12 protein-coding genes and 1 tRNA gene are annotated in these 12,731 nt (G+C 55.8%); 7 read left to right on the plus strand and 6 right to left on the minus strand.

Translation table 11 applies throughout. From position 1 onward, the window contains the following. Positions 1-59: 59 nt before the first annotated feature. The 3 genes from ZBT109_RS04115 to ZBT109_RS04125 form a co-directional block, all read right to left on the minus strand. Positions 60-947, minus strand: coding sequence for an AEC family transporter (locus ZBT109_RS04115; RefSeq protein WP_027705304.1), 888 nt, complete (start codon positions 945-947; stop codon positions 60-62). Positions 948-1,281: 334 nt separating this feature from the next. Then, the gene (locus ZBT109_RS04120; RefSeq protein WP_051523844.1) at positions 1,282-2,007 is read right to left on the minus strand and encodes a 4'-phosphopantetheinyl transferase family protein; all 726 of its coding nucleotides are present in this window, start codon (positions 2,005-2,007) and stop codon (positions 1,282-1,284) included. Positions 2,008-2,102: 95 nt separating this feature from the next. Continuing rightward, entirely contained in the window at positions 2,103-2,720 is a 618-nt protein-coding gene (locus tag ZBT109_RS04125; protein WP_027705305.1) for a hypothetical protein, read from the minus strand. A 92-nt stretch (positions 2,721-2,812) separates the two neighbouring features. On the opposite strand from ZBT109_RS04125, the gene ZBT109_RS04130 reads away from it, so the two are divergent. Together ZBT109_RS04130 and ZBT109_RS04135 are read left to right on the plus strand one after the other, a co-directional pair. Further along, positions 2,813-2,889: transfer RNA gene (locus ZBT109_RS04130), tRNA-Ile, on the plus strand. A 355-nt stretch (positions 2,890-3,244) separates the two neighbouring features. Then, positions 3,245-4,195 carry an AEC family transporter gene (locus ZBT109_RS04135; protein ID WP_027705306.1) on the plus strand — a complete coding sequence of 317 codons (951 nt, stop codon included), beginning with the start codon at positions 3,245-3,247 and terminating at the stop codon, positions 4,193-4,195. 105 nt (positions 4,196-4,300) lie between these two features. Here the strand turns inward: ZBT109_RS04135 and ZBT109_RS04140 are convergent, their stop codons facing one another. Beyond that, positions 4,301-4,525 (minus strand): hypothetical protein, encoded by a 225-nt coding sequence (locus ZBT109_RS04140; RefSeq protein ID WP_027705307.1) that lies wholly within the window; start codon positions 4,523-4,525, stop codon positions 4,301-4,303. Positions 4,526-4,763: 238 nt separating this feature from the next. Between ZBT109_RS04140 and ZBT109_RS04145 the strand changes: the two genes are divergently transcribed. Next, positions 4,764-5,183 (plus strand): copper resistance protein NlpE N-terminal domain-containing protein, encoded by a 420-nt coding sequence (locus ZBT109_RS04145; RefSeq protein ID WP_038278374.1) that lies wholly within the window; start codon positions 4,764-4,766, stop codon positions 5,181-5,183. A 101-nt stretch (positions 5,184-5,284) separates the two neighbouring features. On the opposite strand, the gene ZBT109_RS04150 is transcribed toward ZBT109_RS04145, so the two are convergent. Together ZBT109_RS04150 and ZBT109_RS04160 are read right to left on the minus strand one after the other, a co-directional pair. Continuing rightward, the gene (locus tag ZBT109_RS04150; protein ID WP_232012881.1) at positions 5,285-6,787 is read right to left on the minus strand and encodes a peptidoglycan DD-metalloendopeptidase family protein; all 1,503 of its coding nucleotides are present in this window, start codon (positions 6,785-6,787) and stop codon (positions 5,285-5,287) included. A gap of 1,035 nt (positions 6,788-7,822) precedes the next feature. Beyond that, positions 7,823-8,302: a YaiI/YqxD family protein gene (locus ZBT109_RS04160; RefSeq protein WP_232012863.1), complete on the minus strand. Its 480-nt coding sequence runs from the start codon at positions 8,300-8,302 to the stop codon at positions 7,823-7,825. Positions 8,303-8,826: 524 nt separating this feature from the next. Here ZBT109_RS04160 and ZBT109_RS04165 point away from each other — a divergent pair. The 4 genes from ZBT109_RS04165 to ZBT109_RS04180 all read left to right on the plus strand — a co-directional run bounded on the left by ZBT109_RS04165 (position 8,827) and on the right by ZBT109_RS04180 (position 12,713). Next, complete coding sequence (locus ZBT109_RS04165) at positions 8,827-10,530, plus strand: DEAD/DEAH box helicase (protein ID WP_027705309.1); 1,704 nt, start codon at positions 8,827-8,829, stop codon at positions 10,528-10,530. A gap of 152 nt (positions 10,531-10,682) precedes the next feature. Then, complete coding sequence (locus ZBT109_RS14075) at positions 10,683-10,814, plus strand: hypothetical protein (protein WP_269460479.1); 132 nt, start codon at positions 10,683-10,685, stop codon at positions 10,812-10,814. 24 nt (positions 10,815-10,838) lie between these two features. Next, on the plus strand, positions 10,839-11,588 hold the full coding sequence (gene nfi / locus ZBT109_RS04175; RefSeq protein WP_027705310.1) for a deoxyribonuclease V: 750 nt from the start codon (positions 10,839-10,841) through the stop codon (positions 11,586-11,588). Between the two features lie 42 nt (positions 11,589-11,630). Further along, a complete protein-coding gene (locus ZBT109_RS04180) occupies positions 11,631-12,713 on the plus strand; it encodes a lactonase family protein (protein ID WP_051523849.1) in 1,083 nt (360 codons plus the stop codon). Positions 12,714-12,731: the final 18 nt, after the last annotated feature.

The following is a 12,731-nucleotide window of genomic DNA, read 5'->3' on the forward strand; positions in this document are numbered from 1 at the left end:
AACTCTAGGTAGGAGGAAGGGTGAGTCGTGCTGGTACACGGCTCACCCTTACCTTGGTCTTACACGGACGGTGCGTATATGAAGATGAAGTGCAAAATGATCGGCAGATAGATGAACGATAGTAGTGTCGAACACAGCACGAGGCCTGCCACGGTTTCAGGTGAGCGTCCGGCGCGTTGTGCAAAGAGGTAGTTGTAAACGGCGACCGGCATGCAGACCTGAAGCAGGATCTGACCTGTCTTATACGCATCGAGATGCAATACCGTGCTGACCAGTAGGCAAATGGCCACAGCCAGCAGGGTGCGGAGCAGGCCGAAGCTGAGGCCCACCACAATATTCTTGGCCTGAATGCTGGCAAGGGATACACCCAGTGTGATTAGCATCAGTGGAATGGTGAAGCCGGAGATCAGGTCCACGGTGTTGAACAGCCAGCCGGGGAGGTGGCTGTTTGTTGCCATCATGATCAGTGAGATTGCGATGGCGTAGATAGTGGGGGTCTTGATGAAGCTCAGTAGGGGCTTCTTGGATGTCATGCTGCCTTGAGTGAACTGCACAAGACTGACGATGACCATAATCGCAATTGCGATACCAAACCCTTTGTCCTTGAAGGCGTACTGCGAAATAGGCAGCCCCATATTCCCCGTGTTGGGGAACAGCATGGCGGGGAGATATACCTGCCAGTCCAGTTTTCTCCAACGGCATAGGCCGTAGCCCGCGATCGCCATCAATATCATGATCATTACCATGGCGACGAGAATGGAGTTGAAGTTGGCCATCGTAACGCCCGATGTGGGCAGCTTGGCGAGAATCAGACAAGGAGTGCCGATGTTGAGCGTCAAGCGGGAAACGAAGGCGGTCGGAAAGGAGTAGCCCAGTTTGATCCAGAAGAAACCGAGCCCTGCGCCGAACAGTACCGGTGCCATGACTGCAAAGAGCTGGCTAAACATGGGCTGTTCCTTGTGATGGGAATGTTGGATTAAAGAGACGACAATCTGGTCAGCGCAGTGGCTAACACTCTCATGTCAGCGTATCCAGCTCATTCTGTCAAACGTGCCTGTTACGCATCCGTTTAGATGGTCAATCTCGGCAGTGTATACAAAAATTCAGGCGAGTCTCTGAGCCTAGCCGCTGTTTTGCAGCAGGGCTATGGCTTGTTCTTGGCGGCATGCAACTACCTCATGCAGGATCGTTCCGGATGGGGGTTGGGTAGCATGTGTGCGTGGTGAACTATGATGGACTTGACACTAGGGGCTAACACAATGAGATACCTGCCTGGTTAGGTCAGGCGGGGATCGTGAGCCACGTCGTGATGTATGCAGGGCTATAGGAGTAGTGGCATATCAGCGTGGTGCCTGCTGGCCATTGTTCATTCAGCGTGCAATCAAGGCGTAGCGTCAGTGTCTGCGCCCCTTCATTCAAGTGCACCAGTGACGCGTCGTGGAAGTAGAAGGAGGTGCCGGTGAGCGGATTGAGCGCCTTGAACAGCGATTCTTTGGCCGAAAACAACAATGTCAGTTGTTGGGCGAAGCGGATGTCATCCTCATCAAGCAATTGCTGTTCATGTGGTTGCAGAATGGCGCTGGAAAGATGGCGCGCACTTTCCGTGTTGATCCAGTGTTCAATGTCGATCCCGAGCCCTTGCCAGTGCCGCGCATATCCCACAAGTGCGGCAGCGACACCGTGACTGTGGGTGATGGTGCCGGTGCATTCTTTGGGCCAGATGGGGTCTCTGCGTTCGGCTTTACTCCCTGCTTGCCCATCAATGCCTAGCTTCGCCAGCGCCTGCCGAGCACATATTCTGCCGGCCAGAAATTCGCTTCGACGTTTAGTGACCGCACGCTGCAACCGGAGAGGTTGTGGTATGTCGTGGCGGGCAAATTCATCATCGTGATAGGCCTCGACGGAAAAGTGGCACCGTACCAGCACCAGTGGGCTTTCTGGGGGCAACCATTCAGGCCAGGCAGGAGCATCAATGGTAAGGGCGGAGATGAATGAAGACGCGGGCATGATGGCTGTCGCTGTGATGATCTGGACGTAAGTTCCCGGCCGGCGCGTTTGCCGAGGCCGGGAAGGTAGGAACGAGCGCACGATGTGTCGCCGACTTATCCCTGTGTGCGTAGTGTACCGTGAAAAGTGACCTGTGCGTGGTTATCAAGCTGCTGATAGCCAAGCAAGTTGGTAATTAGCGGGGCATTGTCTTGGCGCAGCAATGGGCTGATGTCTACTGTCACGGGCGACGATGTGGTCATTTGGATCAGTCCGTCGTTTAGTCGGGTAAGCTGAACCGGTGTCGTTGTGATCTGTCGACTGTCTGGGTGATGAGCCGGATCCCACAGCTTCACGGTGGTCGTCGTGCTCTTATTGGGGGCCAATTCGCTCAGTACGGCAGGGTCGATATGACCTTGAATGTGTTTTGTGCCTTGCTTGAGTGCTTTCTGGGTCAGCATGGGAGGAAGCTGTGCGACAACGTCCAGTTGGTTCAATGACAGCGGGATATCAATATCGCCACGTGCGTTGATCGTGCCGGATATAGGCGCTGCCTGCATGCGTGTTAGCGTGTTGCCTGCTTGACGGTGGTCGGTCAGCTGGATATCCAGTCGGCTTTGCTGGGGTTCCAGCGCCCAGCCTGTTGGCGCTGCGTTGGCCGATAAGGTCAGCGAACCCGTCAGTGCCGTGGCCGTGAGGGCCAGAGAATAAAGGTATCCTTTCCGTAAATTCATCATATCATCCTGTATCAAAGCAGAGGGTTACATCACCATGTTGCACTAGCTTTGGGAGCTAGCTTTAGTTATCATATGCGCGCTTTTGCTTTGGGCCTATAGCTCAGTTGGTTAGAGCAGGCGACTCATAATCGCTTGGTCGCAGGTTCAAGTCCTGCTGGGCCCACCATCCTGTCCTTTCTTGTGTTTTCTTCCTCGTTTCTCTCTTCATTCTTCATTATTACCTAGTTCGGCTTCTGCATATCTGCATGCAGTTGAGACAGGCAATTCCCCCTTCCGTTTCACTGCCACCTTCAGTATGACGTCTATCGTGCGATTCTTCGCGGCTGAATGTGTCGTTCAATATCAGTAGCTTATTTCCTACCAAATAACTTCCTTATTTTCTGCGCGCCAAGCGCCTTGAAATAGTCTGAACTGAAGCTGAAAGTTTTCTAAGCGGGTATCACAAGGTAACGACAAGCGACTGTCGATGCCTTCATGCCAAGCGTCATGAGTCTGAAGCAGTTTGCGACAAGGAGGTGCGTATGGCTGTCTGGCAATCCATTCAAAGTGTTGCCATCATCGTCTTGATCATTGCACTAGGGTATGTGCTACGACGGCGAGGTTCTCTGGCGGATAGCTTTTCCGGCAACATTTCACTGCTGATCACCAAAATTGCGTTGCCAGCGTCCATCTTCGTTTCCGTGCTGCACTATCTGAAGCGTGATGAACTGGCCAGCCTAGGTATCGGGCTTATATGTCCGTTTATTGGTGTTGGCATTGCCTATCTCGTGGGGTTCTTGCTGGTCCGTCTGTTAAATATTCCTGTAGGGCGCCGGGGAATATTCATTAACGGGATCGTCAACGCCAACACCATCTTCATTGGGCTGCCTCTCAACATTGCGTTGTTTGGCGAAGCCAGTATGAAGTACTTCCTCATCTACTATGTTGTGAATACTGTTTCGACCTGGACGTTGGGGGCCTTCCTGATCGCCAACGATACCCCGCAGGGGAAAGGCCAAGCGCCTTCGTTGAAGGTAACGCTGCAGAAGCTGTTGCCGCCGCCTCTGCTGGGCTTCATTGCCGGGGTGCTGTATCTGCTGAGTGGGCTGCCGTTGCCAGAAGTGCTGGGTAAAACCCTGTCCTATGTCGGTAGTCTAGTGACGCCGCTTTCACTGATCTTCATTGGGATCGTGCTGAGCGACTCGGGGCTGAGCAGTATCCGCTTTGATAGCGATACGATCATCACATTGCTGGGACGCTTTGTGCTGTCGCCGCTGGTGCTGGCCGTACTGCTCACGTTTACGCCTTTCGATATCACAATGAAGCAGGTGCTGGTTATGCAGGCGGCAACGCCTATGCTAGCGGTGTTGCCGGTATTGGCCAGACAGGCGGGCGGCGATGTTCGCTTCGCGACCAATATCGTGACCACCAGTACCGTGCTGTTTGCCGTTGTTGCACCTATCGTGATGTGGCTGCTGCAGTATATGGCGTGAAGATGAAATTACGCTGGGCGTTCGATTCAGTAAGAATGAAAAAGGCGCCACTCTCTTATTGGAGGGTGGCGCCTTTTGGCATGCTTGTCGTGCACTACTGAGCTTTCAGGTGGGAGGATCAAGCTCGGTCAATGCGACCACGAGAACCGCACAACCTAATAGTGGAATACCCAGCAGTGCTTCCAGACTGCCGATGATGACCAACGCGCCCATAGCGGTGCCTAGGGCGCTGAGCACGACGACTCTGCACGGGGTGAATGGCCCACCGTGCAAGGCGATGAAGGTGCCTGCAATGGCCACGGAGAAGGATAGCCAGAATAGAATGATCATGACCCCACCTTGAGTATCTGCCCATGAGCAGGTGCCAGAAATGGCGGTGCCGTCTATGCCATTACCAGAGTTGCCTTAATGAAGGATATCTACTGTTGTAGAACTTGCCAGTCAGCGTTGGCTGTGTCATGAATCATGTGGAGCATCCACGCTATATCGGCAGGTAGGCTTTGAAAATCCGTGTAGGATACTCTATCTTGAGATGCGAAATGTCGTGTGAACACAAGGAGATGGTTCCATGAAAATCAAGACTCTGGCTGCAGCAGCTGTACTGGCTGCGCTGGCAGGCTGTGCAAGCGGTCCGCAAACCCCTTACACCAAGCTGGCAGGGCAGTACGAAGGGGTTCTGCCGTGCGTTGACTGCTCTGGTATCAAGACGAACCTGAAAGTCCGTGATGCCAATGACGGCAATGCCGGAACGTTCGAATTGGTCAGCGTCCGTGAAGGGAAAAGCAGTCAAGCGCTGCTGACCAAAGGTAATGTCTTCACCGTCGAAAATGCGGGTGAAATGAAATATCCGCTGATCTATCAGCTGCGTGGACCGGAAGGCAACGCCATCTACAACCTACTGCCGCTGGAAAACGGTGACCTGCAGTTGCTGGACACTAACATGAACCAGCCGAAAACAGGCATCGACATGACACTCAAACGTCGTTGATTCTGTAGAGGTAGATCAAAGGGCTGCTGTGCTGCAGTTCTCTACCTGATAAAAAAGAGGCATCCCCATGGGGATGCCTCTTTGCGTTTCGGGCGCTGTATTTATGAACCCTTGCCTTCCTGCAACGATGCATTGCCATTCTGTGCATAGGCACGGTCGTTGTCTGGAGAGGAGAGACGAGCGATAAACTGCTGGGCCTGGCGCTTGAAGCTGGCCAGCTGGGCACCGGAGAGTTGCTGACCGTTCGGCAGTTTGACGCGCATGGGGTCGACAGCACGGTTGCTGACCAGCACTTCGTAGTGAAGGTGAGGGCCAGTTACGCGGCCAGTGCTGCCTGAGAGTGCGATCGGGGCACCCATGTTGACGCGCTCACCCTGACGTACCAGCGAACGTGACAGGTGCAGATAACGGGTCTTGAGGCCTTCACCGTGATCGATGACAAGATAGTGACCCGCGTACTGGTTATAGGCAACTTGTGTGACCACCCCCGCACTGGGAGACTTGATGGTCGTACCGGTTGGCATACCAAAGTCCGTACCGTGGTGCGGCGCAACGCGGTGCGTGACCGGGTGCAAGCGTGTCAGATCGAATGCTGAGGTGACGGGGTGCTGACCGGAGAACGGAAAACGGTTGAATGACGGATCCAGTCCGCGGCCGTCCGGCGTATAAAAGCTGTCGTTGTAGCGTACGAGCGTTACATTGGAAGAAGCCCCTTTGTACTGGATGGCCAGTACGCGTGAGCCGAGCTTCTTGCCGTCCAGTGTGTCTGCCTCAATCAGTGCTTGGAATTGGTCACCAGCGCGGGCCTGAGCGCGGAAGTTAAGCTTGCGTGACAGGGCGCGGGTGATTTCGGTGACTTCGCTGCTGGAAAGCCCGCTGGCCTGTGCGGATTGGCCGAAGCTACCGTTGACCGTACCCGCGTAGGTGCGCTGCATGGGTTCTACGTTGCGATGGATATTGGTGTAGGCATAGCGGCCGCTGTCTTCGTGCGTCAACAGCAGGCCATCGCGTGCAGTACGCATAACACGCAGCGATACCAGCTGGTTGCGTGCGTCGACCTGATAGTCGATGGACATGCCGATGCGCAGCTGAGTCAGAATGCGGCGCGTATTGTTATCCGGCAGGCTGTTGAGCAGGTTGCTAACTTTGACGGCGTCCAGCCCCATGCTCTGAGCGGCAATCGAACCGAAGCTATCGCCCGGTTGTACGGTATAGCTGAGCCAGCGTAGCTGATCATCGCTTGGCTCTGTTGCGACTTCTTGATCCAGCGCACCTTGGTTGCCGAGCGCGTCATCGTCATAGGGAAGTTCGTCAGAGAAATCGGCATCGTTACCGGTGGTTAACGCCGAAAGAAAGCGCTGGTGAAACGGTGAAATGGTGGTGCTATCAGTGTCGATCGGATCGGTGTGGCTGAGCGCTGTCAGCAGCTGAGCACCTGCCGTATCAACGGCGAAGTGGATGTCGTCGCTATCGCCGTCATCGTCTTCATTATCGGTATCACTGACTTGATTCATCGCGACATCGGCTGTGTTATGCGGCGCATCCTGTAAAGGGGCCTGCGGACGATGTTGCTGGTAAGCGTGGATGCCCAGAACAGATACCATCGACAAGATGGGCACCATGAGAAATTTATGGGGGCGAGGCAGCGCGGTAAATAAACGGAACATGAATGAAAAGACCGTGGCCGTAAGGTGGATGATCGAAAAAGGTGAATAAAATACACCGCCATTTATATTGAGACGGCCAACATTACCCGATTGTACAGGGGGTGAACAGGAAAGTAGCCGCTGTATTAACCCTTGATTTACGGTTTGCACCGTGGTGTAGACGGGAAACGAAAGCCCACTGGTATGACCAGTGGCACAGCTGTCAGTGCCAGCTGCAATGTGCAAAAAAATGAAAATTTGTAATCATGGCAGGCGCATGACCACTATTTTGCACGGTTGGCGGTTACGTTTCCAGTCTGGATCGGGTCTATGACCGTGACGATCATAATATCGGCTTTCAAATTGAATGACTTGATATAGACCTTATAAGAAAGCATGTTTTGGTTATCTGTTTATTTCCACATGACTGTTATTTTGTACAGTATTGTATATTATTATCGCTAGATAATGAGGCGGCGTCTGCATATTTAATAAAATGTTAATCTAAAGGCGTGGGTAGAGCCCTCTGATCTTGTATATCCTTTAATGTGTAGATGTCATTTGGCGATAGCGATTTCTCAATCGGTGTCTGCGACTCGGCACTTGCGTGGCATTGATGACTTGCTTGATAGTCGCCTTGAAAAGGTGTTCGCTTCCCGCAGACCCCGCAGACCCCGCAGACCCCGCAGACCCCGCAGACCCCGCAGACCCCGCAGACCCCGCAGACCCCGCAGACCCCGCAGACCCCGCAGACCCCGCAGACCCCGCAGACCCCGCAGACCCCGCAGACCCCGCAGACCCCGCAGACCCCGCAGACCCCGCAGACCCCGCAGACCCCGCAGACCCCGCAGACCCCGCAGACCCCGCAGACCCCGCAGACCCCGCAGTGCTAGGCGTGCGGCGGTTAAAGAGCGAGGCGGGCATAAAGCTCAATACGCTTTGAGTGCCGCATCAAATGCGCATTGAGCAACACTATTGGGGCACGACTGTTCACTAAGAACGCGTTGGACGGGGGAGACGTGCAAGCTGGCGGTCGAAGGCGTTAGCGAACTGCTGGATATCACGTGGTCCCAGTGGTTTCGCTCCGCCGTGGTGTTCGCCGCTAGCGCGCATCGTTTCCATGAAGTCGCGCATGTTGAGGCGAGGGCCAATATTGTCGAGCGTGAGCGGTTCTCCGCGATGGGTGAGCACTAGTGCGCCTTTCTTAAGCACGTCGGATGCAAGAGGTAGGTCGGCCGTGATTACGAGTGCACCGGGCTGTACGCGTTCGGCGATTAAGGCATCAGCCGCATCGGCACCCTGTGGCGCATTCAGGGCAATCGCGAACGGTGTGCGGGGCAGTGGCACTAGGTGGTTGGCGACGAAGCAGGCCGGTAGTTGAGTACGTACGGCGGCGCGAACAATAAGTTCGCGGATAGCGCGTGGGCAGGCGTCAGCATCGACCCAGATGGCAATCTGTGGGGTAGTGTTCATTAAAAACCTTGTGTAATGGTCATAAAGGCATAGGCATGTTATCCCTTTTGGTGATAGAATACGCTTTCTTCGCTATGTGCAGACCCTACCCTCAATAGTGATTCGCCCCCTCCCAATGTCCTGTCGATGCCGGACGGACTCGATTTGTCCCGGTATGCGTCAGCGTCCATTCGGTCATGCGGCAAGCCTGTGATGGCTTGTAAGTGTGGGAAAGATATCAGTATGGCGAGCGTCACGTTGGGTACTTTGAATGACAAGCCCCATGGCCTGTTGTTGATGTATTGGCTTAACGCTTTGTCTTTACTGGTATATCGGTCTCCACTGGTGCGTGCATGAGGAATGGTGTCATCGGCTGTCCGCTGATGGCCGTCCGACAATGTCAGGTGCGATTCGGCCACGTGGTTCGTAGGGTGGCCTGAATTTCCATGTATCGCCGTGTTCGTCGACCTTGCATCTATGTATGAGGGATTCCTTCATATATCTGTCATGCAGGGTGGGCCTGTCCGGCTCGTGTAAGGTGTGAAATGACTTCGATGTCCGATGTCTCGTCTGATTTCCAGACGCTTGGGCTGCTGCCCGCTGTTCTCCGGTCTCTTGATATCCTCGGATACACGACCCCTTCTCCCATTCAGCTTCAGACTATCCCTTCCTTGCTGGAAGGTCGTGATCTGTTGGGTCAGGCCCAGACGGGTACTGGCAAGACGGCGGCCTTTGCGCTGCCGATGCTGTCACGTCTCGATGTTTCGCGTCGTGAAGCTCAAGTTCTGGTGCTGGCGCCGACGCGCGAGCTGGCTCAGCAGGTAGCCGTCAACTTTGGCCGTTATGGTCAGTTCATTGAAGGCCTGGAAGTTGTGACGCTGTGTGGTGGTCAGGACTACCGTGACCAGCTGCGCAGTCTGCGTGCTGGTGCTCAGGTCGTCGTGGGTACGCCGGGGCGCGTCATTGACCACCTGGACCGCGGTTCCCTGAACCTGTCCGGGCTGTCCGCTCTCGTGCTGGACGAAGCTGATGAAATGCTGCGTATGGGCTTCATCGACGATGTCGAACGCGTTCTGCGTGACACGCCGAAGACGGCTCAGCGCGTCTTCTTCTCTGCGACACTGCCGCACGAGATCGAAAAGATCGTCAACCGTTACTTGGTTGATCCGGTCAAGGTGCAGATTGAAGCTAAGGCGGTTACTACCACCATCACGCAGCGCATGTGCCGCGTAGAAGGTAGTGCCAAGCTGGAAGCGCTGTCCCGCCTGATCGAAGTCGAGAACATGGACGCCGCGATCGTCTTCGTACGTACGCGTGCCGCCTGTACGACGGTCGTTGAGCACCTGTCTGCGCGTGGCGTTGCAGCGGCAGCACTGTCCGGCGATCTGGACCAGAGCCTGCGCGAGCGCACCGTTGCGCGTCTGAAACGCGGCAAAATTGACGTTCTGGTTGCGACAGACGTGGCCGCACGTGGTCTTGATGTTCCGCGTATCACGCACGTCATCAACTACGACCTGCCGCACGATACCGAAGCCTACGTTCACCGTATCGGTCGTACCGGTCGTGCTGGACGTGAAGGCACGGCCATCACTTTCGTCGGTGGTCGCGAAATGCGTCGCATCCAGTGGCTGGAACGTGCTACCGGTCAGCGCATCGAGTCCATCGCACTGCCTGACGAAAAAGCACTGCGTGCGCATCGTGACGAGCGCTTCAAGGCGCGCGCTGTTGAAGCACTGAGCGGCGAATCGTCCATGGCACAGCGTGCACTGGTCGAAGAGCTGGTCGCTCAAGGTTACGATCCGCTGGATTTGGCTACTGTCTTTGCTCAGCTGGCTCGCGCTGATGAAGCACCGATTCGTCCGCTGCCGCGTCAGGACAGCCGTAACGACCGCAATGATCGTAACGATCGCGGTGGTCGTGGCGAGCGTAGTCCTCGTGGCGAACGTGGCCCGCGCCGTGAACGCGGTCCGCGCGAAGGCATGACGCGCTATCGCGTGGCCGTTGGCCATCGTGAAGGCATCAAACCGGGGCAGCTGGTAGGCGCTCTGGCAAACGAAGGTGGCATCGAAGGCGCGCGTATCGGTCGTATCGATATTCGTCAGTCCTTCAGCACCGTCGAGCTGCCGAACAACCTGCCTGCCGCTACCCTAGCGAAAATGGGACGCGCTCGCGTTGCGGGTCGTACGCTGGATATCAGTGAAGACACTGGTCGTCCGGAGCGTCGCCGTGAAGAGCATCGTCCGGCATAAGTCGTTCGATATCGGGCAAGGCTGATACCTTCCCGGTCATGCAACGCCCTCGCTGCCCCTGTGGTAGCGGGGGCGTTGTCGTTTAGTGCGGTCGCTTTGGCGAATGGGAAAGGGAAGAAAAGCCTTGAGATCGTGGTGCAAGATGAAGTGATATGCTGAAGACCAAGACCAAGACCAAGACCAAGACCAAGACCAAGACCAAGACCAAGACCAAGACCAAGACCAAGACCAAGACCAAGACCAAGACCAAGACCAAGACCAAGACCAAGACCAAGATGGGTTGAGCATCGGCAGCAAAGGGAGGCGATATGGAGCAGTTGCATGCGTGGACCGAAGACCCGAGAACGGCCATCCAGTTGCAAAAGGCGTTGGCGCCGCGGGTGATACGAGAAGACTGTTTGCCAACGTCCGTTGATCTGATTGCGGGGGTCGACGTCGGCTTCGAGCCGCTTGATCCGAAGCGCAATGTGCGCGTGGACCCTGCTGCCCCCTCATTAACGCGGGCGGTGATCGTAGTGATGGAGTATCCCTCGCTGAGAGTGGTTGAGCAGGTGCTGCATCGGCAGCCGACGACCATGCCCTATATTCCCGGTCTGCTATCTTTTCGGGAGCTGCCCGCTATTCTGGAAGCATATGCCTGCCTTGAGCATCGCCCCGACCTACTGATGGTGGATGGGATGGGTATCGCTCATCCGCGCCGGGTGGGAATTGCTACTCATTTGGGGCTGTGGCTCGATAAGCCGTCCATTGGCGTGGGCAAAAGCCGTCTGTGTGGCCGTCATGCGGAGGTGCCCGATGTAAAAGGGGCAATGGTCCCCTTGATCGATAAGGGGGAAGAAGTGGGGCGTGTCATGCGTTCGCGTGAGGGCGTTAAGCCGCTCTATATTTCGCAGGGCCATCGTATTTCTCTTGAGACCGCGTGCGATTGGGTGCGTGCTTGCCTGACGCGCTATAAGCTGCCGGAGCCAACGCGTCAGGCGGATCGCCTAGCATCACGCCGCACCCGGGAAGGCGTATTGATGCGGGAAGCGCGCTCTACGGGACAGGATCAAGCGTGAGCCGCGCTGTGCAGTGCCTCACGGTCCGACAAGGAGGTCGACATGACGCATTATCATTTGTTGCTGGGGACCTATACCTCAGGCAGCAGCAGTAAGGGAATCCATCATTTTAGGCTGGAATGTGCGCCGTTTCAGTGCCGTGAATGGGCGCTTACGCCTGCCGACAATCCTTCCTATCTGGCACTCGACGAAGAGGGGGAGCATGTATACGCCACCCATGAAATCGGTGCCGATCGTGAGGGCTGGGTCAGCAGCTATCGGTTGGAGGCACATACCGGCATGCTGCAAGTTATCAGCACCGTGCCCACGAAAGGTTCAGACCCCTGTCACGTGGCGGTGTCGCCCCAAAGGCGTTTCCTATTCGTGTCGAACTATTCCAGCGGCTCGCTGGCCGTGGTGCCGTGTGATCGGCACGGGCAGCTGCATGATCCGGTTGCCGTCATCACCTATGGTGGAGGGAGTGGTGCACAGCCCGAGCGGCAGCAAGGTGCGCACGTGCATTTCGCAGCCGCGACCCCGGATAAGCGCTATCTGTTGGTCTGCGATCTGGGTAACGACTGCATGTACCGTTATCCGCTGCTAGATGAAAGCGGTGATGGCTGCCCTCTGGCCTTGGATAAAGTGCAGCGTATCGAATTGCCGCGTGGCAGTGGGCCGAGGCAGGTGAAGTTTTCTCCCTGCGGGCGCTTTGCCTATGTAATGGGGGAGCTGGACGGCTGCGTCTATCTTTTTGACTATCAGGATGGTGATCTGCGTCTGCGCCAGTATGTGCTGCTAGCAGAATCGTGGGGTGAGCAGGAGCACGGGGGCGGTGAGCTGGCTATTTCCTCCGATGGGCGCTTTTTATATGCCTCCAACCGCGGCGATTTTGATGAAATTGCGGTATTCGCTTTGGATGAGGAGCAGGGAACGATGCGTCGTATCCAGCGGCTCAAGACTGAAGGCGTGATGCCGCGGCACTTCGAGATTACTCCCGATGGCGGTTATGTATTGGTCTGCAATCAGGGCAGCGGCACGCTTCAGCTGTTCGATCGAGATGAGCACAGTGGCTATCTGACCCATATGCAGCAGTGTGCGTTTGTCGATCAGCCGGCGTGTGCGTTGTTGCTGCCATTGCCGCATTGACCACACGGGGCCATGTAA

Source organism: Zymobacter palmae (assembly GCF_003610015.1).
Classification (GTDB): domain Bacteria; phylum Pseudomonadota; class Gammaproteobacteria; order Pseudomonadales; family Halomonadaceae; genus Zymobacter; species Zymobacter palmae.